This is a genomic window from Synechococcus sp. CB0205 (assembly GCF_000179255.1).
Taxonomy (GTDB): domain Bacteria; phylum Cyanobacteriota; class Cyanobacteriia; order PCC-6307; family Cyanobiaceae; genus Vulcanococcus.
In genome coordinates this window covers 25,345-51,930 of the sequence record NZ_ADXM01000020.1, presented here as the reverse complement: position 1 = coordinate 51,930, position 26,586 = coordinate 25,345, and the positions used below count along the sequence as shown (strand labels likewise).

Annotated in this window: 33 protein-coding genes and 1 tRNA gene; 16 read left to right on the top strand and 18 right to left on the bottom strand. The window is 64.3% G+C overall.

What is annotated here, in order from left to right:
- Entirely contained in the window at nucleotides 1–1,383 is a 1,383-nt protein-coding gene (murC, locus tag CB0205_RS14155) for a UDP-N-acetylmuramate--L-alanine ligase (protein WP_010313978.1), read from the bottom strand.
- A gap of 239 nt (nucleotides 1,384–1,622) precedes the next feature.
- Here murC and gap point away from each other — a divergent pair, with 239 nt between their 5' ends.
- Complete coding sequence (gene gap, locus CB0205_RS0102570; RefSeq protein ID WP_010313976.1) at nucleotides 1,623–2,645, top strand: type I glyceraldehyde-3-phosphate dehydrogenase; 1,023 nt, start codon at nucleotides 1,623–1,625, stop codon at nucleotides 2,643–2,645.
- 66 nt (nucleotides 2,646–2,711) lie between these two features.
- Here gap and thiL read toward each other — a convergent pair whose 3' ends face one another.
- Nucleotides 2,712–3,677, bottom strand: a complete 966-nt coding sequence (gene thiL / locus CB0205_RS0102565; RefSeq protein WP_010313973.1) for a thiamine-phosphate kinase — start codon at nucleotides 3,675–3,677, stop codon at nucleotides 2,712–2,714.
- Complete coding sequence (locus CB0205_RS0102560; RefSeq protein WP_010313971.1) at nucleotides 3,678–4,763, bottom strand: peptidylprolyl isomerase; 1,086 nt, start codon at nucleotides 4,761–4,763, stop codon at nucleotides 3,678–3,680.
- A 67-nt stretch (nucleotides 4,764–4,830) separates the two neighbouring features.
- On the opposite strand from CB0205_RS0102560, the gene efp reads away from it, so the two are divergent.
- Both efp and accB read left to right on the top strand, forming a co-directional pair.
- Nucleotides 4,831–5,391 (top strand): elongation factor P, encoded by a 561-nt coding sequence (gene efp / locus CB0205_RS0102555; RefSeq protein WP_010313969.1) that lies wholly within the window; start codon nucleotides 4,831–4,833, stop codon nucleotides 5,389–5,391.
- A gap of 4 nt (nucleotides 5,392–5,395) precedes the next feature.
- Entirely contained in the window at nucleotides 5,396–5,869 is a 474-nt protein-coding gene (gene accB / locus CB0205_RS0102550; RefSeq protein ID WP_010313967.1) for an acetyl-CoA carboxylase biotin carboxyl carrier protein, read from the top strand.
- Here the strand turns inward: accB and pdxA are convergent.
- Complete coding sequence (gene pdxA, locus CB0205_RS0102545) at nucleotides 5,866–6,882, bottom strand: 4-hydroxythreonine-4-phosphate dehydrogenase PdxA (RefSeq protein ID WP_010313965.1); 1,017 nt, start codon at nucleotides 6,880–6,882, stop codon at nucleotides 5,866–5,868. The genes accB and pdxA overlap by 4 nt on opposite strands.
- Here pdxA and CB0205_RS16250 point away from each other — a divergent pair.
- The gene (locus CB0205_RS16250; protein ID WP_010313963.1) at nucleotides 6,881–7,045 is read left to right on the top strand and encodes a hypothetical protein; all 165 of its coding nucleotides are present in this window, start codon (nucleotides 6,881–6,883) and stop codon (nucleotides 7,043–7,045) included. The genes pdxA and CB0205_RS16250 overlap by 2 nt on opposite strands.
- A gap of 11 nt (nucleotides 7,046–7,056) precedes the next feature.
- Here CB0205_RS16250 and CB0205_RS0102535 read toward each other — a convergent pair whose 3' ends face one another.
- Entirely contained in the window at nucleotides 7,057–7,935 is an 879-nt protein-coding gene (locus CB0205_RS0102535; protein WP_010313961.1) for an SDR family oxidoreductase, read from the bottom strand.
- Between the two features lie 31 nt (nucleotides 7,936–7,966).
- On the opposite strand from CB0205_RS0102535, the gene CB0205_RS14150 reads away from it, so the two are divergent.
- On the top strand, nucleotides 7,967–8,197 hold the full coding sequence (locus CB0205_RS14150; RefSeq protein WP_156797764.1) for a hypothetical protein: 231 nt from the start codon (nucleotides 7,967–7,969) through the stop codon (nucleotides 8,195–8,197).
- A gap of 1 nt (nucleotide 8,198) precedes the next feature.
- On the opposite strand, the gene CB0205_RS15195 is transcribed toward CB0205_RS14150, so the two are convergent.
- Nucleotides 8,199–8,612 (bottom strand): HNH endonuclease, encoded by a 414-nt coding sequence (locus tag CB0205_RS15195; protein WP_071777926.1) that lies wholly within the window; start codon nucleotides 8,610–8,612, stop codon nucleotides 8,199–8,201.
- A gap of 168 nt (nucleotides 8,613–8,780) precedes the next feature.
- On the opposite strand from CB0205_RS15195, the gene CB0205_RS0102520 reads away from it, so the two are divergent.
- Complete coding sequence (locus CB0205_RS0102520; protein ID WP_010313956.1) at nucleotides 8,781–10,355, top strand: DEAD/DEAH box helicase; 1,575 nt, start codon at nucleotides 8,781–8,783, stop codon at nucleotides 10,353–10,355.
- Here the strand turns inward: CB0205_RS0102520 and CB0205_RS14140 are convergent.
- The 3 genes from CB0205_RS14140 to CB0205_RS0102505 all read right to left on the bottom strand — a co-directional run bounded on the left by CB0205_RS14140 (nucleotide 10,282) and on the right by CB0205_RS0102505 (nucleotide 11,766).
- Complete coding sequence (locus CB0205_RS14140) at nucleotides 10,282–10,731, bottom strand: hypothetical protein (RefSeq protein WP_043705253.1); 450 nt, start codon at nucleotides 10,729–10,731, stop codon at nucleotides 10,282–10,284. The two genes, CB0205_RS0102520 and CB0205_RS14140, sit on opposite strands and share 74 nt — an antisense overlap.
- A 5-nt stretch (nucleotides 10,732–10,736) precedes the next feature.
- Complete coding sequence (locus CB0205_RS0102510; RefSeq protein WP_010313952.1) at nucleotides 10,737–11,177, bottom strand: DUF6554 family protein; 441 nt, start codon at nucleotides 11,175–11,177, stop codon at nucleotides 10,737–10,739.
- A gap of 64 nt (nucleotides 11,178–11,241) precedes the next feature.
- Complete coding sequence (locus tag CB0205_RS0102505) at nucleotides 11,242–11,766, bottom strand: AbrB family transcriptional regulator (protein WP_010313950.1); 525 nt, start codon at nucleotides 11,764–11,766, stop codon at nucleotides 11,242–11,244.
- 96 nt (nucleotides 11,767–11,862) lie between these two features.
- On the opposite strand from CB0205_RS0102505, the gene CB0205_RS0102500 reads away from it, so the two are divergent.
- The 3 genes from CB0205_RS0102500 (at nucleotide 11,863) to CB0205_RS0102490 (ending at nucleotide 12,716) form a co-directional block, all read left to right on the top strand.
- On the top strand, nucleotides 11,863–12,153 hold the full coding sequence (locus CB0205_RS0102500) for a hypothetical protein (RefSeq protein WP_010313947.1): 291 nt from the start codon (nucleotides 11,863–11,865) through the stop codon (nucleotides 12,151–12,153).
- A gap of 38 nt (nucleotides 12,154–12,191) precedes the next feature.
- Nucleotides 12,192–12,410 carry a hypothetical protein gene (locus tag CB0205_RS0102495; protein WP_010313945.1) on the top strand — a complete coding sequence of 73 codons (219 nt, stop codon included), beginning with the start codon at nucleotides 12,192–12,194 and terminating at the stop codon, nucleotides 12,408–12,410.
- 99 nt (nucleotides 12,411–12,509) lie between these two features.
- Complete coding sequence (locus CB0205_RS0102490; protein ID WP_010313943.1) at nucleotides 12,510–12,716, top strand: hypothetical protein; 207 nt, start codon at nucleotides 12,510–12,512, stop codon at nucleotides 12,714–12,716.
- Between the two features lie 6 nt (nucleotides 12,717–12,722).
- On the opposite strand, the gene CB0205_RS0102485 is transcribed toward CB0205_RS0102490, so the two are convergent.
- Both CB0205_RS0102485 and CB0205_RS0102480 read right to left on the bottom strand, forming a co-directional pair.
- Nucleotides 12,723–12,794 (bottom strand) — tRNA-Gly (locus tag CB0205_RS0102485).
- A gap of 96 nt (nucleotides 12,795–12,890) precedes the next feature.
- Nucleotides 12,891–14,042 carry an alanine--glyoxylate aminotransferase family protein gene (locus CB0205_RS0102480; RefSeq protein WP_029626064.1) on the bottom strand — a complete coding sequence of 384 codons (1,152 nt, stop codon included), beginning with the start codon at nucleotides 14,040–14,042 and terminating at the stop codon, nucleotides 12,891–12,893.
- Nucleotides 14,043–14,128: 86 nt separating this feature from the next.
- Here CB0205_RS0102480 and cbiD point away from each other — a divergent pair, with 86 nt between their 5' ends.
- The 5 genes from cbiD to mrdA all read left to right on the top strand — a co-directional run bounded on the left by cbiD (nucleotide 14,129) and on the right by mrdA (nucleotide 19,785).
- The gene (cbiD, locus tag CB0205_RS0102475; RefSeq protein ID WP_010313939.1) at nucleotides 14,129–15,244 is read left to right on the top strand and encodes a cobalt-precorrin-5B (C(1))-methyltransferase CbiD; all 1,116 of its coding nucleotides are present in this window, start codon (nucleotides 14,129–14,131) and stop codon (nucleotides 15,242–15,244) included.
- Between the two features lie 46 nt (nucleotides 15,245–15,290).
- Entirely contained in the window at nucleotides 15,291–16,886 is a 1,596-nt protein-coding gene (gene guaA / locus CB0205_RS0102470; protein WP_010313937.1) for a glutamine-hydrolyzing GMP synthase, read from the top strand.
- 69 nt (nucleotides 16,887–16,955) lie between these two features.
- Nucleotides 16,956–17,567 (top strand): hypothetical protein, encoded by a 612-nt coding sequence (locus CB0205_RS0102465; protein WP_010313935.1) that lies wholly within the window; start codon nucleotides 16,956–16,958, stop codon nucleotides 17,565–17,567.
- Between the two features lie 54 nt (nucleotides 17,568–17,621).
- Entirely contained in the window at nucleotides 17,622–17,987 is a 366-nt protein-coding gene (locus tag CB0205_RS0102460) for a hypothetical protein (protein WP_043705249.1), read from the top strand.
- Nucleotides 17,988–17,991: 4 nt separating this feature from the next.
- Nucleotides 17,992–19,785, top strand: a complete 1,794-nt coding sequence (gene mrdA / locus CB0205_RS0102455; protein ID WP_010313932.1) for a penicillin-binding protein 2 — start codon at nucleotides 17,992–17,994, stop codon at nucleotides 19,783–19,785.
- Here mrdA and CB0205_RS0102450 read toward each other — a convergent pair.
- From CB0205_RS0102450 to CB0205_RS0102435, 4 genes are all read right to left on the bottom strand, one after another.
- Nucleotides 19,782–20,927, bottom strand: a complete 1,146-nt coding sequence (locus CB0205_RS0102450; protein ID WP_010313930.1) for a glycosyltransferase family 1 protein — start codon at nucleotides 20,925–20,927, stop codon at nucleotides 19,782–19,784. The two genes, mrdA and CB0205_RS0102450, sit on opposite strands and share 4 nt — an antisense overlap.
- Before the next feature lie 5 nt (nucleotides 20,928–20,932).
- Nucleotides 20,933–22,126: an NAD-dependent epimerase/dehydratase family protein gene (locus CB0205_RS0102445; RefSeq protein WP_010313928.1), complete on the bottom strand. Its 1,194-nt coding sequence runs from the start codon at nucleotides 22,124–22,126 to the stop codon at nucleotides 20,933–20,935.
- A gap of 56 nt (nucleotides 22,127–22,182) precedes the next feature.
- Nucleotides 22,183–22,350: a photosystem II assembly protein Psb34 gene (gene psb34 / locus CB0205_RS0102440; protein WP_010313927.1), complete on the bottom strand. Its 168-nt coding sequence runs from the start codon at nucleotides 22,348–22,350 to the stop codon at nucleotides 22,183–22,185.
- A gap of 69 nt (nucleotides 22,351–22,419) precedes the next feature.
- The gene (locus CB0205_RS0102435) at nucleotides 22,420–23,232 is read right to left on the bottom strand and encodes a thiazole synthase (protein WP_010313925.1); all 813 of its coding nucleotides are present in this window, start codon (nucleotides 23,230–23,232) and stop codon (nucleotides 22,420–22,422) included.
- 54 nt (nucleotides 23,233–23,286) lie between these two features.
- On the opposite strand from CB0205_RS0102435, the gene CB0205_RS0102430 reads away from it, so the two are divergent.
- A complete protein-coding gene (locus CB0205_RS0102430) occupies nucleotides 23,287–23,814 on the top strand; it encodes a hypothetical protein (protein ID WP_071777929.1) in 528 nt (175 codons plus the stop codon).
- Between the two features lies 1 nt (nucleotide 23,815).
- Here the strand turns inward: CB0205_RS0102430 and CB0205_RS0102425 are convergent, their stop codons facing one another.
- Genes CB0205_RS0102425 through rpmI form a run of 3 tightly spaced genes read right to left on the bottom strand, consistent with a single transcriptional unit; the run spans nucleotide 23,816 to nucleotide 24,968 of the window.
- Nucleotides 23,816–24,337 (bottom strand): tetratricopeptide repeat protein, encoded by a 522-nt coding sequence (locus CB0205_RS0102425; protein WP_010313921.1) that lies wholly within the window; start codon nucleotides 24,335–24,337, stop codon nucleotides 23,816–23,818.
- Between the two features lie 41 nt (nucleotides 24,338–24,378).
- On the bottom strand, nucleotides 24,379–24,726 hold the full coding sequence (rplT, locus tag CB0205_RS0102420; RefSeq protein WP_010313919.1) for a 50S ribosomal protein L20: 348 nt from the start codon (nucleotides 24,724–24,726) through the stop codon (nucleotides 24,379–24,381).
- 44 nt (nucleotides 24,727–24,770) lie between these two features.
- Nucleotides 24,771–24,968, bottom strand: coding sequence for a 50S ribosomal protein L35 (gene rpmI, locus CB0205_RS0102415; protein WP_010313917.1), 198 nt, complete (start codon nucleotides 24,966–24,968; stop codon nucleotides 24,771–24,773).
- A 92-nt stretch (nucleotides 24,969–25,060) separates the two neighbouring features.
- Here rpmI and CB0205_RS0102410 point away from each other — a divergent pair, with 92 nt between their 5' ends.
- Nucleotides 25,061–26,569: a SpoIID/LytB domain-containing protein gene (locus CB0205_RS0102410; protein WP_010313915.1), complete on the top strand. Its 1,509-nt coding sequence runs from the start codon at nucleotides 25,061–25,063 to the stop codon at nucleotides 26,567–26,569.
- Nucleotides 26,570–26,586 lie beyond the last annotated feature (17 nt).

The following is a 26,586-nucleotide window of genomic DNA, read 5'->3' as shown; positions in this document are numbered from 1 at the left end:
CTAGGCCACAAGGGGAAGGACGGCGGCGGGATCGCTGCGGCCTTCCAGGCGACTCCAGAGGCTGTTGACATCACCGGCACCCATGGCCAGCACCAAGTCGCCCGCTTGGCTGGTTTGGCCGATGGCATCCGCCAGGGTCTCCAGGTCATCGAAGGCGCTGACGGGTAGCCCGGGGGCAATCCGCTGGATTTCAGCGGCGAGGGCCGCGCTGGAGATTCCTGGAATCGGCGCTTCGCCAGCCGTATAGAGGGGGGCGATCAGCACCGCATCGGCCTGACTCAGGGCCTGGGCAAAGTCGCTGAGGAACTCCGCCGTCCGGCTGTAGCGGTGCGGCTGAAAGACGACCAGGAGCCGTTGGGGCGCCTCTGGCAAGGGGCTGCGCCCACTGCTGACCATGAGGCGGGCCATCGCCAAGGTGGCCTGCACCTCGCTGGGGTGATGGGCGTAGTCGTCGACCACCTGGCGGCCGCACCAATTACCCCGGTAGTCGAAACGGCGTCCAGGGGCCTGGAGGCCCTCCACGGCCCGTTGCAGCTCGGCAAAGGAGACGCCATGGAGACGGCAGGCGGCCATGGCGGCCGCGGCGTTGCTCAGGTTGTGGAGCCCGGGCAAGGGCAGCCGGAATTGCCCGAGGGCCTCTCCCTGCTCATAGAAGGTGGCCAGGGTGCGGTCGCCATCGAGCTCATCGGCGATAGCCGCGAAGTCAACCCCTTCGCTGCTCTGGATAGACCACCAGTGGTGGGCTTGAAAGTGTTCCCGCAGCACCGGACAGTCGCGGTTGGCCAGTAGCTGTTCGCTGCCTTTGGCGAAGCGCTGCAGGGTTGTGATCAGGGAGGCCAGATCGCTGTAGTGGTCGGTGTGATCCAGCTCGAGGTTGGTGATCACACCAAGCCAGGACTGGAACTTCACCAGGGAGCCATCCGACTCATCCGCTTCCGCCACCAACAAGGGGCCATCGCCATTGCGGCCGTTGCTGGCGAAGGCCGGCACCACCCCACCAATGACGGCCGTGGGGTCGTGGTTGGTGGCGTGCAGCAGGCTGGCCACCAGGGTGCTGGTGGTGGTCTTGCCGTGGCTGCCAGCCACGGAGATCGAGGGCTGGGCGGCAATCAAAGCCGCCAGGACATCTGAGCGGTGCCAGACCTTCAGCCCGGCGCGCTCGGCTTCTAATAATTCGGGGTTGTTCGCCGGCACAGCAGAGCTGACGACGACGGCAGGTGGGCAGGAGGTGCCGCTGCGAATGGCGTCGATGGTGGCGGGGCTTTGCTCGCGAAACACCCGGACACCGCGGCTGCGCAGGTTCTGCAGCACGGCGTTGTCCCTGGGGTCGGAGCCGCTGACGCTGTGGCCGCGGTCCGCCAGGATCCCGGCGATGGCAGACATGCCGATGCCGCCAACTCCAATGAAATGGAGAGGTTGGTGGCGATCAAGCGTCAGGACCAATGGCGTATCCAAGCCTGGCCAGAAATTAAGACCGAACGGGTTGCTTGTCCTCTCCTCAAGCACGATTTGAGTGCTTTTGACAGGTGATGTCCTTTTGTCCCCAGATGGGGAGGGTCAGGCAATTTCGGTATGATCGGCGGCCAAATCCTCCTTGCTAGCGGGTTCGCCCGCAATACGCCATGACCCTGAAGGTTGCGATCAACGGATTCGGCCGCATCGGTCGCAACTTCATGCGTTGCTGGCTGAGCCGCGGAAGCAATACCGGTATCGAGATTGTCGGCATCAACGGCTCCGGTGACACCAACACCAATGCCCACCTGCTGAAGTACGACTCGATGCTTGGCCCTCTGCGTAACGCAGAGGTGACCACCACCGAGAACACGATCGTCATCAACGGCAAGACGATCAAGACCTTCTATGACCGCAACCCCGCCAACCTCCCCTGGAAGGAGTGGGGCGTGGATCTGGTGATCGAATCCACCGGTGTCTTCAACGACGACGTCGGCGCCAGCAAGCACTTCGAAGCTGGTGCCAAGAAGGTGATCCTGACCGCCCCTGGTAAGGGCGACAAGGTCGGCACCTTTGTGGTGGGCGTGAACGCCGATCAGTACCGCCACGAGGATTACGACATCCTCAGCAACGCCAGCTGCACCACCAACTGCATGGCGCCTGTGGTCAAGGTCCTGGATCAGGCCTTCGGCATCGTCAAAGGCACGATGACCACCACCCACAGCTACACCGGTGACCAGCGCATCCTCGATGCCTCCCACCGTGACCTGCGCCGCGCCCGCGCCGCTGCTGTGAACATCGTTCCCACCAGCACCGGTGCAGCCAAGGCCGTGGCTCTGGTCTACCCCGAGGTGAAGGGCAAGCTCAGCGGCATCGCCCTGCGCGTCCCCACCCCCAACGTGTCCGTCGTGGACATGGTGCTCGAGATGAGCCGCGAGACCACCAAAGAGGAGGTCAACGCAGTGCTCAAGGCCGCCTCTGAAAACGGCATGAAGGGCATCATCAAGTACACCGACCTGCCCCTGGTCTCCAGCGACCACGCCGGTACCGACGAGAGCACCATCGTTGACTCCGACCTCACCCTGGTTATGGGCGGCAACATGGTCAAAGTCATCTGCTGGTACGACAACGAGTGGGGCTACAGCCAGCGCGTCGTTGACCTGGCCGAGATCGTTGCCAAGAACTGGAAGTGATCTGAGCGCCCGCTCAACCTCTTTCCATCAGCCGCCCTTCGGGGCGGCTTTTTGATGGTTGTGCGATCAGCTGAAGTGCCGGTAGCCCGGATCGGTCTCCAGAAGGGGCAGCCCGGTCTCGCTCCAGGTCAGGGTTGGGGAGGAGTGCTCCACCAGTTCGCCAATCACCTGGCAGCCCGGTAGTGCAGCGCAGAGCCGCTCAGCCCAGGTCGGCTCCAGGGCGAGGACCAGCTCAAAGTCTTCGCCCCCATTCAGGCACCAGCGCTCTGCATCGGCGAGCGGCGCCATGGCGGGGTCAAGGGGCAGGCCTGTGTGCCGTAGATGTGCCCCACAGCCACTGGCCTTGGCCAGGTTCAGCAGCGCGCGCTGCAGGCCATCGCTGCTGTCGGTGCCAGCGACTCGCCATGGGCTCCCCTGGGGCTGGCTTGCTTCGAGGGCTGGGATGGCATCGAGCCGGGGGAGCGGCCTTTGGTGGGCTCGAATGGCGCGCTCCCGCAGGGCCTCAGGAATCGCTGCACTGCGCTCGCCTTGCAGCAGCGCTAGCCCCAAGCGGCTGAGGCCATGGGGGCCAGTGCTCACGAGCCAGTCGCCCGGTTGGCCGTCGCCGCGGCGGATGGCGCCAGGCCCCAGCTGGCCAATGGCTGTGATGGCGAGGAGGCGCTGGTTGCCGCTGCTGCAGTCGCCCCCGAGCAAGGTGCCGCCAAAACGAGCCAGGGCTTCGGAGAGTCCCTCGTAAACCCCATCGACCCAGCTCCAGGGGGTCGCTCCTGGTGCCACGAGGCCAACTGTGAGGCCGATCACGTCGCTGCAGCCCATGGCAGCGAGGTCGGAGAGGTTGGCCGCTGCCGCCCGCCAGCCCAAGTCCTGGGCCGACATGGTGGCGTCACTGAAGTGGACCGTGTCCACCAGGACGTCGGTGTTGACCACCACGGCTCCCGGCAAGATCGCCGCGTCGTCAGCCAGCTGGCCGGGGGGCGCGTAGGCCGAGAGCCGGTCGATCAGCTCCCATTCGCCGAGCTGATCGAGTCGCATCTAGGCGTGGGCTTTGAGGTTCTCGGCTCCGTCGAGCACCCGGGCGCGGACGATGCCGTCATCGATGCCCAGTTCCTCGAGCACCTCAAACCCATCCACCACGTAACCAAAGGCGCTGTAGCGGCCATCGACGAGGTTCAGGCCTGCGGGGGTCAGCTCGGCCTCGTAGAGGAAGAAGAAGAACTGGGAGGAACCATCGGCAAGGGATTCATCCGAGTGGGCCCAACCCATGGTCCCGAGGGTCGCGAAGGGAAGGACCGGGGTGGCTTCGAAACGGCCCAGGTCTTCAAAGGTGGCGTTGTAGAAGGGCTCGGCTTCACCGGGCACCTTGATCTCCAGCGGCACCTGGCGCTCGCCCTTGGTCTTGGGATCGATGTAGCCGGTCTCAGGACCCTTGGGGTCTCCGGTCTGGAGAACGTAGAAGTCCTCGGCTCGGGTGAAGGGCAGTCCGTCATAGAAGCCTTGCTTCACCAGGTCCACAAAGGCTCCAGCAGTCAGTGGTGCGTTGTAGCCGTCCACCACAGCGGTAAGCATCCCTTTGGTGGTCTCGATCTCAACGGTGGCGCGGCCCAGCAGCCTGGGCAGGGCGTCGAACTCGCTGGGGATTTGGAAGGGGAAGTCACCCACGAGCAGTGCTTCCAGGTCCCCGACGGTGCTGAGGGCAGCGCGCCGGTCGTCGAGGAATCGATCGCGGTCAGAGCTCTCGCTGCTCTCCACGAGGGTCTCCATCTGGCTTTGCAGGGCGGCCATCAAGGTCTTCCCCTCGGCTTGCTTGGCTTCCGGCAGGCTCGCCACGATGGAGTCGGCGCGGGTCTTGAGCAGCGCCTGACTCCGATTGACCGTATTGACCAGGGCGCTCCAGCGCTTGGCTCTGAGGTCGTCGCTGGTGCTCTCCAGCCTGTGCTGCAGCGTCTGCAGATCCGACTGGTCGATCGGCAGAGCGTTACGAAGGATGGCAGCGGGATCCTTTACGGCATTGCCAGGCGGCAGCGCAGCCTGGGCCGGTGGCACCAGCGGGAAGGCAGCGAAAGCAATTGCGATCAGCAGGGCGGGCACCCAGCGATCCAGCCAGCGCTTCAGATCCATGCTGCAGCCTTGTCTCTGCCGGGACTCTGCCACAGCCGTACAATCCCGCCTGAACCGTTATGCCGGAATGATCTCGAGCAACGACTTTCGTACCGGTACGACGATCGAGATCGACGGTCAGGTCTGGCGCGTTGTTGAGTTCCTGCACGTGAAGCCCGGCAAGGGCTCCGCCTTTGTCCGCACGAAGCTCAAGGCCGTGCAGTCCGGCAACGTCGTTGAGAAAACCTTCCGCGCTGGTGAAACCGTTCCCCAGGCGGTTCTCGAGAAGGCTGTGCTTCAGCACACCTACATGGAGGCTGATGACTTTGTCTTCATGGACATGTCCACCTATGAGGAGACCCGTCTGACCGCCAAGCAGATCGGCGATCAGCGCAAGTACCTCAAGGAAGGCATGGAGGTGAATGTCGTCTATTGGAACGGGAAGCCTTTGGAAGTGGAACTCCCGAATTCCGTTGTTCTGGAAATCACCCAAACTGACCCCGGTGTGAAGGGCGATACCGCCACGGGCGGCACAAAACCCGCCATCGTCGAGACCGGCGCTCAGGTGATGGTTCCCTTGTTCCTCTCGATCGGCGAAAAGATCAAGATCGACACCCGCACCGACAGCTACCTGGGCCGCGAGAACTGATCCCATGCAACTTGACCACAACCAGCTGCGTGAGCTGATTGCCCTGCTTGGGGACAGCGACATCCAAGAGCTCAAGCTCGAAGGTGATGACTTCCGCTTGGAATTGCGTCGCAATCTTCCGGGGGTCCAGCCCCAGGTTGTGATGCAAGCTGCCGCTCCGGTTGCGGCTCCCGCTGCAGCAGCACCTGCCGCTGCACCCTCCGCGGCTCCCCCGGCCGCCGCTGCGGCCCGCAGTGATCTGATTGAGATCACCGCTCCGATGGTGGCGACCTTCTACCGCTCCCCTGCTCCCGGCGAGTCGGCATTCGTGGAGCTCGGCGCCAAGATCAATGTCGGCCAGACCGTCTGCATCCTCGAGGCGATGAAGCTCATGAACGAGCTCGAGTCCGAGGTGAGCGGTGAGGTGGTGGAGATCTTGGTCGAGAACGGCACCCCGGTTGAATTTGGCCAGGTGCTGATGCGGGTGAAACCCGCCTAGCCCAATTCCTCAGCGGCCTCCAAGGCCGCCACCATGCTGGCTGCGCGGGCAATGCCAAGGCCGGCGATGTCGAACCCGGTTCCGTGATCCGGTGAGGTCCTCAGAAAGGGCAGGCCCAGGCTGGTGTTGACCGCCTGGTCAAAGGCCAGCAGCTTGACGGGGATCAGGCCCTGATCGTGGTAGAGCGCGAGGAAGCCATCGGGAGCTCGTCCGCCCTGCTGCCAGGCCATGCCCGCGCTCAGCCAGCAGGTGTCAGGCGGAAGTGGCCCCAGCACGGTGACCTCAGGGTGCCGCGCGCTCCACTCCTCAAGCGTGGCCTCAAGCCAGTCCCGCTCCTCTCGTCCAAGACGTCCGGCCTCGCCCGCATGGGGGTTGAGTCCTGCGACGGCCAGGGTCGGCTCGTGGCGAAAGCGACGGCAAAACGCCAGTAAGACGTCGAGCTTGGCCCGCACCCGCTCAGGGTTCAGGGCTTGGGGAACCTGCTGAAGCGGAATGTGGGTGGTGGCGAGCAGGGTGTTGAGCCGCCAGCCGCTCTGGGGGGAGCGGGCGGTGAAGAGCATCGAGGCTTCCTTGGCTCCAGCCAGCTCAGCCAAGCGTTCGGTTTGACCGGGGTAGTCATGGCCCGCTGCATGCCAGTGCTGTTTGGCGATCGGGGCGGTGACAAGGGCTTGGCCGGAGCCCCGTTGCACCAGCTCAACGGCCTGGGTGAGCCAGCGGAAACTGGCTTCACCACTGATGGCGCTGGGGGTCCCTGGTTTGACGGGTTGCTCGAGCGGGCAATCCACCACCTCGAGCTGGGCGGGGTCCGCCAGGGGGGCGTCTGTCTGCCCCTTGAGTTGCGTGTAGGTCTCCTCCAGCCAGCGGCGGCAACCCACCAGCAGCGGCGGTTGGCCAGCGGGGGTCCAGCGGGCCAGGGCTTTGAGCGTGACCTCGCCTCCGATGCCGGCGGGATCGCCAAGGGAGACGATCAAGCGGGGGCGCTTAGCGTTGCTGTCGCTTGGCGGATCACCCATGTTGCGTTGGCTGTTGCTGATCGGGATGGGCTTTGCCCTGGTGAAGGGTGTGCAGAACGGCTGGGTGGAGTTGCACTGGAATCGTCTCTTCCACGATGCCGGGGTGCCGTTCGTTCCGGACCCGGATCAAGGTCCGGCGGGTTCAGGCGCAAACCGCATCTAAGGGTTATTCCATCACTTGGGACGGTTCTGCTCCTCCTCCCAGCTGGCGGCAAATCCTTCCCGATAGCTGGGGTAACGCAGTTGGTAGCCCAGGTCCTGGCACAGCCGCGCATTGCTGACGCGGCGGTTGTCGGCCCAGAAGCTCAGAGCCATCGCACTCATCTCCGCCTGGGCGTCGCGGAAGTTGCGTACGGCTGGCAATTTGCAACCCAGCAGGTGGGCGGCATAGCCGAGCGTTTCACTCGAGGGGCAGGGCAGATCGTCGCTGACGTTGAGCACCGCTGGCCTGGCCTCCGGGGGTAGGCCGCAGCAGTGCAGCAAAACGCCAACGATGTCATCGACATGGATCCGGCAGAACACCTGCTTGGGCTTGTGGATCAAGCGGGCCTGGCCCTGTTGCAGCTGCTGGAAGGGGCAACGACCCGGTCCGTAGATCGCGGGCAGCCGAAAACTCTGTAGGGGGAGAGCGCTGGCCAGCCAGCGTTGCTCGCACTGCAGGCGGGATTGGCTGCGGCGAAGGCCTGGCTCTGTCGGGCTCTGTTCATCGGCCCAGCGTCCTTGGGTGTCGCCGTAGACCCCCGTGGTCGATAGGTAACCCACCCACTGGAGGGGCTGGTGCCGGAGGGACTCCCCCAGAAGGTTGTAGGCGTCGTCCTCGCCGTTCTTGTTGGGTGGCAGGGTGATCAGCACATGGCTGAGGCCTTCAGGAAGCTGCGGGACGGCCCCCTCGCCCGCATTGAAGTGCAGCCACTGCGATCCCTCTTTGATCGAGCGCGAGGTCAGCCAGACCTGGGCCCCGCGCGCTCTGGCTGCATCGGCAAAGCGCTGGCCTGTGTATCCCCCGCCGAGGACCAGCACGCGGGAGGAGGGGTTGACACCACGAGCCGTCATGAGTACACCTGTATTACTCGCCCGCTGATTAATGACTGCATCCTGCTTCCCCGCCCCTCTTGCGTCCTCCTTCGTGGGCCAGGTCCCTGGGCGTGTGCGTCCTCGGCGGCGTTCGCAGGTTGGCGCCCCGCGTCGCCTGATTGGCCTGACGGCTTTGGCGCTGACGCTGTTCTCGGCCCTGCTGCTGGCTCCCGACCAGCCCCAGGCTCAGGCGGAGATTTGCCAGCGCCATAACGGCGCTGCGGCCTGCCGGATCTGGTGACTTAGGCGGCCTGCAGGTACGGCTGCATGGGATTGAAGCCGGAGTCAGGCGCTGCGGGCGCGGGAATGGCGCCTGGGCTCGCCCACTGCAGCAGGCGCAGGGCCAGGCGTAGGTCACCGTCGGTCCAGGCGCGGATGGCCATTGCTCGGCGGGGGTCGTAGAAGCGCTGCTGCCGGTACCACTCGAAAGCGTCAGCGTCGCTCTTGCGGCCATTGCAGGCCAGGCAGGCGGGAACGCAGTTTTCGGTCACGCTTAAGCCGCCGCGACTTTGCGGAAAAACGTGATCAATAGACTCAGAAGGTTTGCCGCAGTAGATGCACGTTTTTCCGGTGTAAGTGTGGAGGGATTGTCTCCACCGGCGGACACGAAGTTTGGGGCACAAGTCTTCAAGGAAAACGGCATCCCTGCTGTGCATCCGAATAATTCGGTTATAGGGATTCTGACCTGAGTGGCTGGGATGTCAATGTGTCGAACGATGCATTTTGCAAGGCTTATTGCAGCTGTTGCGCCCGCCCTGAGCTTCGCTAAATTATGAGTTGCTGCCCCAGCTCAGACGGCCCAGCAACGCACCTCTCGCTGCCTGATGCGATTGGGAGCATCAGGGGCCATCGAGTTGGTTCTGCCCTTTGATGCGGTCACTCAGGCCCAGCTCAGGGCGGTGCGCCCCCGAGGCTTTTGGCGCTCAAAGCAGGCCTGCTGGGAGTTCCCGCTGGAAGCGGCCTTGATCTTGCGTCAGCACTTCGGCAAGCGCTTCGCGATGGAGCCGCCGTTGCCCCAGTGGTGCAGCTGGCTCGAGCAGCCTCTGCCCCCCTTGCCGCCCCATCGCGAGCTGATTGCCAGCGCCGGATTAGCGGAACCCTTGCCGGACGGCCGGGAGCTGTTTGCCCATCAGCGGGCGGCGGTGCGCTGGTTGCTGGCGCGGCGTGGTGCGGTGCTGGCCGATGCCATGGGCCTGGGAAAAACCCTGACGGCGCTTGTGGCCGCGCGCGCGATGGTCCGGGCGGCGGATTGCTGCGTGGTGGTGATCTCTCCCACGGGGCTCCATCGCCATTGGCGTCAGGAGGCGGCGGCTTTGCAACTGCAGATCACCCTGCTCAGTTGGGCGGCGCTCCCGCAGGAGCTGCCGGAGGCCGGCACGGTTCTGATCGCGGATGAGGCCCACTACGCCCAGAACTTGTCTGCTGCGCGTACCCAGGCCTTCCTGCGCCTGGCGCGCCATCCTCGGCTGCGGGTGGCGTGGTTACTCAGCGGCACACCGATGAAAAACGGCCGCCCAGCGCAGCTGTTCCCTTTGCTGGCGGCCATCGGCCACCCCCTGGCGAAGGACCAACGCGCGTTCGAGGAGCGCTACTGCCTTGGCCATTGGCATGAACGCTCGGGCACCCGGCAGTGGAGTGCGACCGGGGCCACCCACCTGCCGGAGCTGCAGCGCCTGGTCAGGCCCCTGCTGCTGCATCGCCGCAAACAGGACTGTCTGGATCTCCCCCCGAAACGCCGGCAGATGCTTCCCGTCAGCCTGTCGGAGGCGGAGGGTCAGGGCTTTCAGCACCGCCTGCAACTGAAGGTGGATGACTATCGCCGCCGCGCCGCTGTGGGTTTGGTGCGCCGCGATGCCGAGGCCTTAGCCGTACTGACCGCCCTGCGTCAGATCGGCTCGGAGTACAAGCTCCCCGCCGCCGCCGCGCTGCTGGCCAGGCTGCAGGCCGAGGGGCAAGCCGTTGTGGTCTTCACAGCCTTTGTGGCGGCGGCCCAGTTGTTGCAGCAGCGACTAGGGGGTGCCCTGCTGACCGGACGCCTGGCCGCCGCAGATCGCCAAGGTGTGGTGGATCGCTTTCAGGCTGGCCACGAGCAGCTGCTGATCAGCACCTTCGGCGTTGGAGGCCTGGGCTTCACCTTGCATCGGGCCAAGCATGTGGTCCTGCTGGAGAGGCCCTGGACCCCCGGCGACGCTGAGCAGGCCGAGGACCGTTGCCACCGCATTGGTATGCAGGGGACCCTGGAGTGCCATTGGCTTCAGCTTGGCGTCGCGGATCAGCTGGTGGACGGGCTGATTGCCGACAAGGCCGAGCGCATTGCCCTGTTGCTCAGTCGCGGCCAGGCTCAGCTGGAGCGTCAGCCGCTACCGCGGATGGTGCAGCAGCTGCTCGATCAGTGGTGAGGCGGATGCAGTTGCGCCGCCGCAAGTCGATCTCGTCGCGCATCAGTGCGTCGACGGGGTGTTTGCCTTCTTTCACCAGGGCCGCGGCTTTGAGGCTGTCGCGGCAGGCCTCCTGTGGCTTGCCCGCCAATTTCAGCAGCAGGGCCCGCTCGTTGCGGGGTTGCGGGTGTTCAGGGAAGGCCTCCACTACGGCATCACAGTGCTTGAGCAAGGCAGGCAACCGATCGAGATTGACGTTGCGCAGGCAGTCGTCAAACTTGGTTTGACTCTGGCCGGGCTCGGGTGGAGCGCTGCAGCTGCTGAGGACGAGCCAGAGTAGACCCGCCCCCAGGGATGGCGGTAGCCAAGCGCGGCCCTGGGTGGTGCGGGGTGCCATCAGCCTCAGTAGGCGTAGCGGTTCGAGCTGCCGCTGGCGCCGGTGCCACTGGTGATGCCGGAGCTGGTGCTGTCGGGGTGGGTGGACTGGTTCTTCTCTTCGTTGGTGTCCACCGCCTTGACGTAGAGATCGCCCAGGTAGCGACCGCAGTCGTTGTATTTGCCGGGATCGGCGACGACGGCTTCGGTGATCATCACCGCGGCGTGTTCAGGCGAGGTCTTGAAGACCGAGGCGCTCTGACGCTTGATGACCGCGTAGGCCGCTTTCCAGCTCACTTCGTGGTTGTTGCCGCTGCTGCGCATGAAGCAATAGATCTGTGCTCCTTTGGCACCGGCTTCATTGCCGGCCAGAGCGGCGGTCGGCAGCGCAGACCAGCCCAGGGCAGCAAGCGGAAGGGCTGCAGCCAGCCGAAGCAGCCGGCCGTTGAGGGACAGGGAAAGACGCATGCCGAAGCAGGGGAATGGGTCCCACCGTATCGATCGTTTCCCCCTGGATCCAGGTGCCGATCAATCAGCTGGCAGGCGGCGGCAGGTCCCCGTGGCCCAGGAGCAGCCTGACCGCCAGCGGCAGCACCAGCAGCACCGTGATCAAGCGGACGGCGTGGAGCGCAGCAACGGCCGCACCGACTCCGAATTCGGCGCCCACCAGACTCATGCCGCTGATTCCCCCTGGTGCGGCTCCCAAGAGGGCGATGAGCGGGTCCATTCCCAGCAGACGGCTGCACCAGAGCCCCACCACCAGGCCGGTCATCACCAGGGTGAGCGTGATCAAGAGGGCCGGCCGCCAGAGCTGCCTGAGCTCGCTGAAGGCCGTCGCTGTTAATCCGGTGCCGATGACGGTTCCGATGCCAATTTCCAGGGCAGTCCGGGTGCCTGCGGGCCAGTTGGCGGCCTCGAGCTTGCCGCTCATGCTCAGCAGTCCCGCTCCCAGCAGCGCGCCAGCGAGGGGTGCGGCGGGGATCCCCGTGCGCAGCGCCAGCAAACCGCCGCCAATGCCCGCCAGGACATAGGCCAGCAGGTGGAGGCTTGATGGCATCGCGGGGCTGCCCTGGAATGCCTTCAGTCTGCTTGGCCGCTTGGGCTTGAGAACTGCCCAGGGCTGTGGTGTTATCGGGCGAGTTGAACCCTGTCCATGGCTGGCGAATCGGTCTCGTTTCGCATCACGCGCACCACAGAGGACCTCGCCCAGACTGTCGCGGCCCTCTCGCAGCGGCTGGTGAAGTTGGAGCAGCGCCTCAATGCGATGGAGCTGCAACTGGAGCAGGTCTCCTTTGTTGAGACGCCTGATCCTGAGGAGCTGAGCCGTCTCGACCATGTGGAGACGCTGTTGGCCGACTGCCGCAGCCTCCTGCAGGACGGCGTGAGCGAGGAGGAGGTCCCTGCGTCGGTGAATCCTCACGAGGATGAATTCATGGCTGCATGACCCCTTGCGCCGGGGGCACAATGGAAAGAAAGCGAACCATGGCCTTCTCCAACAGCCATCGCTCTGTTCCCGTTGCCCCTGCCGCCTCGGGTACACCTGCCTGCGCCAGCCGTTCTTTTGCTGAGGGTGGCCATCAGCTCGAGAAACTCGAGTTCGCCCTCGCCGTTGCCATCACCCGTGGTGATGCTTCAAGAGTGAGGCAACTGCGTGATCAGATCGCAGCACTGGGCGGCAATCGCGAGGAACCGGGCACCTAAAACCACTCGGCCGATCCGTTTCAGTTGTGTCAGGGCAGCCCCACCGTTCGGGGTCGCTTCAACGTGGCGACTAATATTTATTCAGGCAAGATCAAATAAATGCAAGCCAGCCAGCAGGCACCTGTTGCCGAGCGACGAGACGATTTGATGCGTGCAGCTGCCGCTTTTTCGGCTTCGGCTGAGCAGGCCGCGTCCAGCGGTGAAATCGAACAGTCAGCGCGCGATATTCTCCGTTCCCTCGATTGCGAGCGCCGCGCAGGAAGCGTGGGGCCGCAGGTGATGCAGCTGATTAAGCCCAGAAACTAATTCTCAAGCGGATGACCGGGCTCGAACCGGCGACGTTCAGCTTGGGAAGCTGACATTCTACCACTGAATTACATCCGCAATTTGATAGTCAAAAGCCGTGATCAAGGCTTTTCTCTATCCCAATCAACCTAGCAAGGGAGCCCTGCTGAAGGGGCTCCCCTGTGGTCGCCTGCTTCAGCTGGCCAGTGCGGCTGCGCAGGCTGCCACGCCAGAACCAGGGGTCCCCTTGTGCAGTCCGAGTTCCTGCAGGGTGGCTTCAATCGCTGCGACGGCGGTCAGCACATCGCGATCGCAAACGAAGCCCAGGTGTCCGATGCGGAAGACCTGGCCCTTGAGGTGGTCTTGGCCACCGGCCAGAAGGATGTCAAAGCGATCCTTGACCTTCTTGCGAAGGGTCTCGGCATCGATGCCCTCGGGAGCCACGGCGGTGATGGCCGGGCTGCCGCAGCCTTCGGCGGCATAGAGGGGCAGGCCGATGGCCTTCATCCCCGCTTGGGCGGCAGCGCGATGACGAGCATGGCGGGCAAAGATGCCCTCGAGCCCTTCGGCCTGCATCATCTCGAGCGCCGCTTCCAGGGCGAAGTAGAGGTTGATCGCCGGGGTGAAGGGGTTGCTGTTGGCTTGCGCCGATTTCCGGTACTTGCCCAGATCCAGATAGAACTTCGGCAGGTCGGAGCGGCCGTAGGCCTCCCAGGCCTTGTCGCTCATGGCCACGAAGGCCAGACCCGGGGGCATCATGTAGCCCTTCTGGGACCCGGATCCGATGATGTCGATCCCCCAGGCGTCCATGGGCACGTTGCAGGCGCCGAGGCTTGTGACGCAGTCAGCGATCGTCAGCGCTGTGCCATGGGCTTTGACGTGCTTGGCGATGGTCTCGAGGTCATTGATGACCCCGGTGGAGGTTTCCGAGTGGGTCAGGATCACGGCCTTGATCGCCTTGCTGGAGTCGGCCTCCAGGGCGGCACGGAATGCCTCGGGATCTAGCGGGGAGCCCCACTCCGCCTTGATCACCTCCACCTGCAGGCCGTAGGCCTGAGCCACCTTCACCCAGCGCTCGCCAAATTTGCCGTTATCGCCGCAGAGGACCTTGTCCCCTTTGCTCAGCACATTGATGATTCCGGCTTCCATGGCGGCGGTGCCGCTGCCGGTGATCACCAGAACGTCATTGCTGGTTTGATGTAGCCACTTGAGTTGGGCGGTGGTGCGCTCAACGATTTTCTGGAAGTCCGCGCTGCGGTGTCCAATGGGGTGACGCCCCATGGATTGCAGGACGCTTTCCGGCACCGGTGTGGGGCCGGGGATCATCAGAGTCAGCTTGTCCTGCATGGTGGGTGAGCCGGGGCGATCGCTGCCCGTTGGATCAGCAGCGCAATCGACCAACATAAAAAACGGACCTCACCCTTCCCTTGCCCATGGCTGAGTGCGGCTACACCCTGCCGGTCTGGGTTGCGGCTGCAGCGGTCGCGGCGGTTCGAGAGTTGCTTGGCCAGCCTTTTCAAGCGCAGGTTCAGCTCCTGCTGGATCCAGAAGCGGGCCTTGAAGCCACGGTGATTCCGGTCCAGGCCGCCGCACGGTTGGGGCCGGGGCGGGCCTTGGCCACCAGTTGCTGTGACCCCGGAGAGGTGCTGGACCTCACCCGCGGCCTGCAGGTTTGGGTGGAGGCCAGTTGGACGGAGGCTGAGGGGGAACAGCCTTGGCTGGAGTTGCTGGCTGGGGAGGGCGTGGGTGTGCACGCAGCTTCCGGCGAGGCCTGCCTCTCGGCCTATGCCAGGCAATTGCTCGAGAGCAACCTTCGCCCGCTCCTGCCAGATCGCCGGGGTTTGCGGCTGACGCTCACCTTCCCGGAGGGGCGCCAACGGGCGGCGCGCACCAGCAATGCGGCCTTTGGTGTGGTGGATGGTTTGGCCCTGATTGGGACCCAGGCCCTGGTCCAGCGCAGTGCCGCGCCTGATCAACTGGACCAGGCCCGTCAGGAGTTGGCGCGTCGCAGTCAGGAGCCGGGCTGGAGCGGCGATCTGGTGCTCGTCTTGGGGGAAAACGGGCTGGATCTGGCCCCGCAGCATGGGCTGCCCCATGGCCTGTTGCTCAAGGCTGGCAACTGGATTGGGCCATTGCTGGTGGCTGCCGCTGAGGCAGGGGTCAGGCGCCTGCTCTTGTTTGGCTACCAGGGCAAGTTGATCAAGCTGGCGGGGGGCATCTTTCACACCCATCACCATTTGGCCGATGGACGGTTGGAGATCCTGGCGGCCCAGGCGGCCCAGCACGGGTGTTCCCTGGAGCAGATCCGGCTGCTTCTAGAGGCGGCCAGCGTTGATCAGGCCATCGCTGCGTTGGCCGAGCGTGATTCCGCCCTGGCCACTGGCTTGCAGCAGCGCTTGGCCGCCGTGATTGAGCAGCGGGCCGGGGCCTACCTGGCCAAGCACCATGACGCGGCTCCCCAGCTTGGGGCTGTCCTGTTTGATCGCAGCCGCAGCATCTGTGCCTGCGGCCCGGTCGGGGCTGCGCTGCTGGAGGGCTTTCGGGCCTGAGATCTAGGGTGATCTGAATGCCTGGGCCACAGCTGCTGGCCGCTCCATGTCAGACGTGACTCCAACCTCAATCGGTGAAACCAATCGTCATCCGGCGATTGTGATCCTTGATTTTGGTTCTCAATATTCCGAGCTGATCGCCCGTCGGGTCAGGGAAACCGAGGTGTATTCCCTGGTGATGGGGTACTCCACCAGCGCGGCTGAATTGAAGGCCCTGAATCCCAAGGGGATCATCCTGAGTGGCGGTCCCAGCTCGGTGTATGCCGAGCACGCCCCGAAGTGCGATCCAGAGATTTGGGATCTGGGCATTCCGGTTCTGGGGGTTTGCTACGGCATGCAGCTGATGGTGCAGCAGCTGGGCGGCTCTGTGGTGGCTGCCGGCCGCGCCGAGTACGGCAAGGCACCTTTATTTGTCGACGACCCCACCGACCTGCTCACCAACGTCGACGAGGGCTCGACGATGTGGATGAGCCATGGCGACTCCGTCGAGCGCTTGCCCGAAGGCTTCGTCCGTCTGGCCCACACCGAGAACACGCCTGAGGCCGCCGTTGCGGATCACCAGCGGCGTCTCTACGGCGTTCAGTTCCACCCCGAAGTGGTCCATTCCGAATGCGGAATGGCTCTGATTCGCAATTTCGTCTATCACGTTTGCGGCTGCCTGCCGGATTGGACGACGGCTGCCTTCATCGATGAGGCGGTTGCGGATGTGCGCCGTCAGGTTGGCGATAAGCGTGTCTTGCTCGCTCTCTCCGGTGGTGTCGACTCCTCCACCCTCGCCTTCCTCTTGCACAAGGCGATTGGAGATCAATTGACCTGCATGTTCATTGATCAGGGCTTCATGCGTAAAGGGGAGCCTGAATTCCTCATGGACTTCTTTGACAAGAAGTTCCACATCCGGGTCGAATACATCAACGCCCGTGAGCGCTTCATCAACAAACTCGCTGGGGTCACCGATCCCGAGGAGAAGCGCAAGCTGATTGGCACCGAATTCATTCGGGTTTTCGAGGAGGAGAGCAAGCGCCTTGGGCCCTTTGACTACCTCGCCCAGGGAACTCTGTATCCCGATGTGATCGAGAGCGCTGGCACCAACGTCGATCCCAAAACGGGCGAGCGGGTGGCGGTGAAGATCAAGAGCCACCACAACGTGGGTGGCCTGCCCAAGGATCTCCAGTTCAAGTTGGTGGAGCCCCTCCGGCGTCTGTTTAAAGACGAGGTCCGCAAGGTGGGCCGCACCCTGGGACTTCCCGAGGAGATCGTCGGCCGCCACCCCTTCCCCGGTCCTGGCCTGGCGATCCGCATCCTCGGTGAGGTGACGGACGACAAGCTCGACATCCTGCGCGATGCCGATCTGGTGGTGCGCGAAGAGATCAAAAACGCTGGTCTTTATCACGACATCTGGCAGGCCTTTGCGGTGCTGCTGCCGGTGCGCAGTGTTGGCGTGATGGGAGACAAGCGCACCTATGCCTTCCCGGTGGTGCTGCGTTGCGTCTCCTCTGAAGACGGCATGACGGCGGATTGGTCCCGCTTGCCCTATGACCTGCTGGAGAAGATCTCCAATCGGATCGTGAATGAGGTGAAGGGCGTGAACCGGGTGGTGCTCGACATCACCAGTAAGCCCCCCGGTACCATTGAGTGGGAATAATTCCCATCGCCTGAGCCATGGCCTAGGCCGGGTGACTCCGTTACCCTCGGGTCCCCCGGCCTAGGAGCCTTGACTGCCGCCCCACAGCAGGACATCCAGCTGCAGCGCCGCCTTCAGCAGGACAGCATTCAGCTGGCAGGCAAGGTGGTGTATCTGAATCCCTTCCTTTATTGGCGCCGTTTTGACGCCAATACCGATCGCTGGCTGCGGGAACCGGGGCAGCTGGCCGAGGATCAGATCACGACCAACCGGGTGCGCTTCTATCCCGAGTTGGATTGGGAGCTGCTCAACGAGACCGACCGTGCCGTGAAGGACGGGGCTGTAGAGATGTTCCTCAAGAGCCTGGAGCTGATCAGCACCTTTAACCCTGAGCTCACCCCCGGCCAGCTGCTGGAGGTGGAGCGCAAGATGGCCGTCACCAAGAAGAAGGCCTTTGAGCGTTGGGTCTCCAAGTCGCTCAAGCGTCGTCTGCAGCAGGAGGCCAGCGAGCGCCGTCGCTTCGATCGCGAACGCCTGATCCGTGACTGGAGCGAGTGGATGGTGCTGCCGGTGACGCGGCAGGCCCTGCTCCCCCTCTCGGCCTTAATGGTGATCGCGGTGGGTGCGGGCTGGTGGCTTGGCTCCCAGCAGTTCTGCCGTCAGCAGATCGTCCAGCCAGCCATCTCGCGCAGCGCGGGCTAGGCCAGCCAAATCGGGGATCAGGCGCCAGACTGGGCGCACTCAATGCCTCACTTCATGGGTTCCGACCCCCTCGACAGCCTGCGTTTGACCCTGATGCAGGAGGTCCTGCCGGTCGGGATGGCTGCGGTCGAGCGGGCCAAGCGCGGTGGCGCCCGTGATCTGGCTGATGCACTCTCCAAGGGTCCGGAGGGCCTCACGGAGCTCCGGGAGGAAGGGGCAGAGGCGGCCCGTCAGGTTCGTGAGCGTCTCGATCGGATCCAGCCTGGTTTGGGGAATCCGGTGATGAAGGTGCAGGTCACGGACGTGCCGGTGGAGCCGGCCCTGGCGAAGGATGCCGGAGAGGAGGAGTTGCAGCTGGCCCTGGCACGCATCTCCGAGCGGTTGACGTTGCTGGAGCAACGGCTCACGGAAGGGAGCTGAACCATTGGCCATCGCCTCCAACCCTCACCGCAGTGCCGGGCTCCAGCGTCAGCCCGCGATTCTGCTGGGTTTGGTGCTGTTCTTCGCTTCGGCGATGGTCGTGCGTCTGGGTTGGTTGCAGCTGCTCCATGGCAGCGAAAACCGGGAGCGCGCTGACGAGAACCGCATCCGCTTGCTGGCGCGTAACCCCGTCCGTGGGCGGATCTTGGACCGCCATGGACAGGTCCTGGTCTCGAGCCGCCTGATCTACAGCCTGTATCTGCAGCCCAAGGATCTGCCGAAGGGTTCTTGGCCCGCTCTGCGGGAGCGGCTGAGCGCTCTGATGAACATCCCCCAGAAGCAACTGGAGCAGCGCAAGCGTCGCGGTCCCGGCAAGCAGGAATACCGCATTGAGCTCGCCAGTGAACTGACGCCGGAGCAGGTCCTGCGCTTCCGGGAGCAGGCCAGCGACCTGCGGGGAGCCCAGGTGGATCTGGATGTCGTGCGCAGCTACCCCCACGGCTCACTTGGCGCCCACACCTTGGGCTACACCCAGCCCATCACTGAGCAGGAATACAAGGTTCTGGCCAAGCGGGGCTACAAGATCCGCGATCGCATTGGCCGCATTGGTGTGGAGGCCGCCTATGAGCAACACCTGCGGGGCACCTGGGGCGGCCAGATGGTCGAGGTCAACGCCATGGGTGAGATCCAGCGCGTCCTTGGCGATCGCCCCTCCAAGGCCGGCAAGGACTTGGTGGTCACGCTTGATCTCCCGCTCCAGCGGGCGGCTGAGGCGGCCCTGAAGGGCAAGCCCGGCGGCGCCATCGTTGCCCTGAATCCCAGGAGCGGGGCGATCTTGGCCTTGGCCAGTCGCCCCAATTTCGATCCCAACTTCTTCTCCAAGACCGTCACGACCCAGCGGGAGTACGACGCCCTCTTTGCCTCTCCCTCTAAGCCTCTCTTCAGCCGGGCGATGAATGCTTATGACCCTGGCAGCACCTGGAAGCCGGTGACCGCCTTCGCCGGGATGGCCTCGGGCAAGTTTCCGGCGAACACCAAGCTGATGACCCGCGGCTGCATCACCTACGGCGGGCACTGTTTCCCCGACCACAACGGTGCCGGCTTTGGCCTGATCGGCTACGAGGATGCCCTGCGCTTCTCGAGCAACACCTTCTATTACCAAGTCGGTGTTGGGGTGGGCTCGATGCCCCTCTATGACGCCGCGGTGAAGTTGGGATTCACGAAGCCCACGGGCATTGAGATCGGCTACGAGGAAAGCACCGGTCTGGTGGGCAATGAGCAGTGGGCCGCCAAGGGACGCACCTGGGGTAAGCCCGGCACCACCCCTTGGATCCCCGAGGACATGGCGAGCATGTCCATTGGCCAGTCCGTGGTCCAGGTCACCCCTTTGCAGTTGGCTCGGGCCTACGCCGTCTTTGCCAATGGTGGTTATCTGATCACCCCCCACTTGGTTGATCGCGGCTTGGATTGGACCGCTCCGCCTCGCCGCACCAAGGTGGACATCAAGCCCTCGACCCTGGCCACGATCAACCGCGGCTTGCGCAAGGTGGTTCAGGAGGGCACGGGCTATGCCATGAACCAGGCGGCGGAGTTGCCGCCCGTGGCGGGCAAGACCGGAACCGCCGAGGACAGCACAGGTGGCCCTGACCACGCCTGGTTTGCCTGTTTTGCCCCGTATCCCAACGGCGAGATTGTCGTGGTCGCCTTCGCCCAGAACACCCCTGGCGGTGGTTCAGTGCATGCCTTGCCCATGGCCCGCCAGGTGCTGCAGGTCTGGGCCCAGCAACGCAGCCGCTAGGCGAGGCTTGGTGCTGGTGCGTTGAGCACCTGGCGGTAGTAGCCACGCAGCTGCTCGGTGGCACCGGCCCAACCCCAGCGCTCGGCCTCGTCTCGGGCGTTGCGCCGCAGCTGTTCCCGCTGTCCTGGATCTCCGAGGAGCCGTTGGGTGGCGGCGCTCAGGCTTCCGGCGCCGCCATCGGCTCCATCGGGTTCATAGAGGCAGCCATTGACTCCATCGCTGACGATGTCCGGGATCCCGCCGCGGTTCGCTCCGACCACGGGGCAGCCTGCCGCCATTGCTTCGAGCAGCACCAAGCCCAGGGTCTCGGTGCTGCTGGGGAAGAGGAAGGCATCGGCGCTGGCGTAGGCGCTGGCCAGCTCTTCACCGGCGAGATAGCCCACGAAGTGGGTGGCACTGCCGGCGAACAAGGTCTCGAGTTGTTGGCGATAGGGGCCATCTCCCACCAGCGCCAGGCGTGCATCGGGCATCGCGTCGAGGACGGGGCGAATGCGCTCGATCTGCTTTTCGGCCGACAGGCGTCCGATGTAGAGCAGCAGCTTGCCGGTGTCGCTGCGGCCCGCCAGGAGACGATCGCGCATGGCCTGGCTGCGCAGCTCGGGCCGGAAGAGATCGGTGTCGACCCCCCGTTGCCAAAGATCCGTGTGCTGGATGCCCTTCTCACTCAGCTCGGCCACCATCGCGGTGGAGGTGCAGAGGTTCAGCTGAGCCTGGTTGTGGGCCATTTTCAGCAGCTCCCAGAGCACCGGCTCGAGCATGCCCAGGCCGTAGTGCTCCAGGTATTTGGGTAGGTGCGTGTGATAACTCGCCACCAGGGGATACCCCTTGGTCTTGGCGAGCCAGATTCCCCCCAGGCCGAGCACGGCAGGGTTGACGACGTGCACCAGATCAGGGGCAAAGGCCTCAAGCGCGTCGGAGACCGACGGCCTTGGCAACGCCAACTTCAGTTCTGGGTAGAGCGGGAGGGGCATGGCCGGAACCCCCACCACCTGGGCCCCCATGTAGGACTCAGGCGCCCCCTCAGGGCAGAAGATCATGACCTCGTCACCGGCCGCAACAAGGTGCTGCACCGTTTTGGTGAGCCGGGTCACGATCCCATCAACCTTCGGCAGGAAGGTCTCGGTGAAGAGGGCGATTTTCAAGGCAATCAGGTGGCCTTAATGGCTTGCTCCTGGGTCTTGGTCCAGGCAGAAGTGCAGAGGATGCGGTTGCGGTCGCAGCGATCGGCGTAGCGGGTGGCGATCTCCACCACTTCCTTCAGCAGGCCGTCATCCAGGGTGGTGGGGTTGAGGCCCAGCTCGATGAAGCAGCGGTTATCAACGATCAGGTCGTTTTCCACCGCCTCGTTGCGCGGGTTGGGGAGGTTGTTGACCTGGGCTCCGGTGAGGGCGGCGACTTTCTTGGCGAGCTCACCCACCTGATGGCTTTCGGTCATCTGGTTGAAGATCTTCACCCGCTCACCCTTGCTGGGGGGGTTCTCCAGGGCCAGCTGGACGCACTTCACCGAGTCACGGATGTGGATGAAGGCGCGGGTCTGGCCGCCGGTGCCGTGCACGGTTAGGGGATAGCCGATGGCCGCCTGCATCAAGAAGCGGTTGAGCACCGTGCCGTAATCACCGTCGTAGTCGAAGCGGTTGGTCAGGCGCGGGTCGCGGTCGGTTGCTTCGGTGTTGGTGCCCCAGACGATGCCCTGGTGCAGGTCGGTGATGCGGACCTGGTCGTTTTTGTTGTAGTAGAGGAAGAGCAGCTGATCCAGCGTCTTGGTCATGTGATAGACGCTGCCCGGGCTGGCCGGGTGGAGGATTTCCTCCTCGAAGCGGCTGCCATCGGGCTGGGGCACCTCCACCTTCAGGTAGCCCTCGGGGATGGTGGCGCCGCGGTGGGAGCCATAGCCATAGACGCCCATGGTGCCAAGGTGCACCACATGGCAATCGAGGCCGGTCTCAACGATGGCGGCCAGCAAGTTGTGGGTGCCGTTGACGTTGTTGTCAACGGTGTAGCGCTTGGTGGCGCTGCTCTTCATCGAGTAGGGCGCAGCCCGCTGCTCGGCGAAGTGCACCACGGAGTCGGGTCGCTCAGCCAGCAGCAGATCCACCAACCGCTGGTACTCATGGGCGATGTCCATGTGCACGAAGCGCATGGGCTTGCCGCCGATCTCCTCCCAGGCCTTCAGGCGTTCGCCAATGCTGGTGATGGGAGTCAGGGACTCCACTTCCAGGTCAATATCGATCTTGCGGCGGCTCAGGTTGTCGACGATGACCACATCGTGGCCCTGGTCGGCCAGGTTCACGGCACAAGGCCAGCCACAGAAGCCGTCACCGCCGAGAACGAAAACCTTCACCGCTGGACTCCTGCTGAACGAGCATTTGCTCCGTCAGGGCAAGCTACTACAGGGATTCAGCTGATTCCTACCGCAACGGCCATCATCAGGATCACCAACAGAGCGCCGCCGATCAGGAGCACTTTGCTGTTGGCGCCACGGGCCTCACCGGCCTCCATCACCTCCATCCGGGGCTCCCGGGCGAAGGCATTGAGCCTGCCGCCGTCCTCTTCTGTGACCTGCATCGCATGGGCAAGTGGTTGAGGCGACAGTACGGACGAAGTCGGGACTTGACTCGCACCTGTGCGGAAGCTTTATGTGCCGACCCGTCCGCCCGTCGGGGAACTGGGGTTGGCCTCGCCGCGGATGGGCAGACGGCCGGCATGAAAGGCGGTGCGTCCTGCTTCGCAGGCCATGGCCATCGCCCGGGCCATGGCCGCTGGATTCCCGGCTAGGGCGATGGCGCTGTTGATGAGCAGCGCATCGGCTCCCATTTCCATCGCTTGGGCGGCTTCGCTTGGGACCCCCAGGCCGGCATCGACGACGACCGGAACCGAAGCGTTCTCGATGATCAGGGCGATGTTGGCGGCATTGCGGATGCCTTGACCGGAACCAATCGGTGAGCCCAGGGGCATGACCGTCGCGCAGCCGGCCTCCTCCAGCCGTTTGGCCAAGAGGGGATCGGCATTGATATAGGGAAGAACGGTGAAGCCCTCCTTCACCAGCTGTTCCGCGGCCTCCAGGGTCCCGATTGGATCGGGCAGCAGGTGTTTGGAGTCGGGGATCACCTCCAGCTTGACGAAGGTGTTGTCCTCTTGTCCGGCCAACTTCGCGAGTTCTCGCCCCAGTCGGGCCACGCGAATGGCTTCCTCGGCGGTGGCACAGCCGGCGGTGTTGGGGAGCATCCAGATTCGACTCCAATCCACCGCTTCCATCAGGCCCTCATGGCCGGCGGCTTGGGACTGCACCCGTCGCACGGCCACGGTGACGATCTCGCAGGCGCTTGATTCGAGGCTGGCCTGCATGGCCTGCAGGCTGGGGTACTTACCCGTGCCCGTCATCAAACGGCTGCGGAAGCGTCGCCCGCCGATGATCAGGTCGTCAGCGTGCAGCGGCTCTGCAGACACAGGGATGTGATCAGCTGTGTTGAGACCGTACCGCGCAGCCCTGTCGTCCTTAGCGTGGGCCCACTTGATGGCGACACCGTGATCCCTTTGCTGTTGGCTGCAGTCCCGCTGACCACCGAGGCCATTGCTCCCAGTCAGAGCACCCCATACGAGGAAAACTTCGGCATGGCGGCCACCGTCCGCCAATTTGATCCGGTCGCGCGCGCGGCCCAGTTAGTACAGGAGCTGCCTCGGATTTGGTCGGGTAGCTACACGCCTTTTGGCCCCGCTCAAGCGGCCAGCGCACGCTTGACCCTTTCGTCGCTGAGGGCCTTAGGGCAAATGGTGGATGTCCGCGGCGAGATCACCCTTGGCTCCTCCACCATTCCTGTGCAAGGGAACTTGAATGCGGCGTCGGATCAACTGGATTTGCTGCTGCTTGGGGAATACCCCAGCGCAGATCTCCAGGACGGCGGCTCGTTTGCGGGTCTGCAGGGCTTCACCTTGTCCGGATGGTCGGCCCCTCGGCTCACGAACCCGGGCGGACAACTCGTGATGACTCCGGAGACCAGCGCCGCTCCTGCGATTCGCGGCCTGTGGTGATTTAGGCGGCCGTGCGCTCCAGGCGCTTGAGCCGACGCTTCGCTGTTTTGTTGGCGGCGTCGAGCTCGAGCACCTTGGCGTAGGTCTCTTTGGCCTCGTCGCTTTTCTGTTGCTTTTCCAGCGCGAAGGCCAGGTTGTTGAGGGCGACGGGGTAGTCCGACTTGGCCCGCAGGGCTGCGCGGTAGTGCTTGATCGCGCCGCTGTAATTGCTTTGGGCCGCCAGGGCAAAGCCCAGGGCGTTTTCGATCAGGGCCTGTGCCTCGCTGGGTTCGCCGCTGGCTCGCTTGGCGGCAAGCTTCAGGTTTTCCGTGGCTTGCCCGTAGAGGCGTTTGCGCAGCTGGACTGAGGCCAATTCGTAGAGGTCGCCGGCACTCTTGTCGCCGGCCTTGGCCTGGGCTTCGAGGCGTGCCAGGGCGGACTCGTCGCGGCGGACCCGCAGGATCTGCCGTGCGACGAGCACCGCAGCGGTGCCGAGCAACAACAAAAGCCCAATCAGGTAGGCCTGTGGGAGTGAAACATCCATGGACCGACCGGACTGGGCTTAGTTGTGATTGAAGGGGGCGTTCAGCTCTTGGCGGCGCCCACGACAGTGGCGAAGCTGGTGGGATCCAGCACGGCCAGCTGGGCCAGCATCTTGCGGTTCAGCTGTACGTCAGCCTTCTTCAGGCCACCGATCAGACGGCTGTAGCTCAGGCCATTCAGGCGAGCAGCAGCGTTGATACGTGCGATCCAAAGACGACGGAAGTCGCGCTTGCGGCGGCGACGGTCGCGGTAGGCGTTGCAGAGCGCCTTCATCACCCGCTGGTTGGCGGTCCGGAACAGGGTCCCGTTGCCACCACGGAAGCCACGCGCAAGGCGAAGGATCTTGTTGCGGCGTTTACGGGCGACGTTGCCCCTCTTAACGCGGGCCATGAATAGTTCTCAGTGAATGTTGAAACTGCTGTGAGGTGAAGCGATCAGCTGTAAGGGAGCATGGCCTTCACGTTGTCCGCATCACGCTCGTCAACCACGGCCATGGTGCCGAGGAAGCGCTTGCGCTTAGGGCTCTTGTGATCGAGCAGGTGATTGCGGAAAGCGTGCCGGCGCATGAACTTCCCGGTGCCGGTCGCTTTGAACCGCTTGGCGGCTGCTTTGCGGGTCTTTAGCTTCGGCATTGTCTACGCGCTCGTGCACAAACGATGAGAGTAAGACTTCAGAGTGCCTTCCGCCAACTCCCCCTAGGGTTTGGCCTGGATCCAGTCAGGCGATGCAGCGTTCCTTGATGGCGGTCCTCGCCGCGTCCTGTCTCCTGGCGGGCTGCCAAGGAATGGATGCCCAGGCCCAGGCCCTGACCCACCGGCCAGTGCCCGCCCCGCCAAGGGTGGATGGTGCCCAGCCCGTGCTCTGGGTGGCTCTAGCGGACCATCTGGCGGCCGCGCCGCTGCAGCTGGTGGCGGCTGCTTCAGTGGTGAGGTTCAGCGATGCCTCCGGCTTTCAAGCCAGTGGCCAGCGCCTGTCCTTGCGCTGGAGACCCAAGCCGCTGAGCGAGCCGCTCACGATTCGCCGGCGGGTGCTGGGGCCGTTCTCCAGCTTTGAGACCGCTGAGCAGGCCGCCCTGGCTTGGCGTCGTCTCGGAGCAAAGGCTGTGGTCGCCCACCCCGGGGAGTGGGAGGTCTGGGCTGCCCCGGACCAGCCTGTTCCGCCGGCCTACGGCTCCAAGGTTGAAGAGAAGGTTGTCAGTGAGGTCCTGACCCTGCAGCTGGAACGGCCCGATGGCTGGAGGGATCTCCAGGGGCCTGTTCGGATTGAAGCCTCCGGTGGCCTGCGCTGGAAGGGCGGTGTCTTCCAGGGGCCCTTCCGCCTGCAGCCCGACGCCTATGGCAGTTGGACCCTGGTGGAGCAGGTGCCCTTAGAGCGCTATCTCCACGGTGTCGTGCCCCATGAGATCGGTGCTGGAGCGCCGCCTGCGGCTTTGGCTGCCCAGGCGGTGTTGGCGCGCACTTGGGCCCTGGGCAATCAGCATCGTTTTGCCCTGGATGGCTACCACCTTTGCTCGGATACCCAGTGCCAGGTCTATAGCGATCCACGCCTGGCCCGCGCGGGGGTGAAGCAGGCCATTCGATCGACCCAGGGCCAGGTGCTGACCTGGCAAGGGCAACCGATCCATGCCGTCTATCACGCCAGTAACGGAGGAGTCAGTGCCGACGAGGACGAGGCCTGGACCTTGCCCGAACTCGCCTATCTGGAGCCCGCTTTTGATCGGGCCGGAGGCCCTCCCCAGGGATTGGCTTTGCCCCTCACCCAGCGTCAGCAGGTTCGATCGGTCTTGGCGGCGACAGCGGGTGTCTATGGCCAGAACCACCCCTACTTCCGCTGGCAGCGCGTCCTCGGGCAGGACGCCTTTGCCCGTGCCCTGGGTACGGGAGCGGCCGCCGTTGGATCGCCGGTGAAGCCGGTTGTTCTGGAGCGGGGCCCGAGTGGTCGCGTGGTGCGGTTGGCCCTCAGGGGGCCCCTGGGAGAAAAGGTGCTGGTGCGGGATGCCATCCGCCGCACCCTGCGTCGCTTACCCAGCACCCTCTTTGTGATTGAACCCGCCGGGGCAGGTCTTTGGCGCTTCGAGGGAGGTGGTTTTGGCCATGGCGCTGGTTTGTCTCAGGCCGGCGCCATCGATTTGGGAGGACGGGGTTGGAGCGTGAAGCAGATCCTTCGTCACTACTACCCGGGAACGGAGTTGGTTCCTCTGCCATCCATCAAGGCTGCGAAGGGGGGCTCTTAGAGTCCGCACATCCTTGG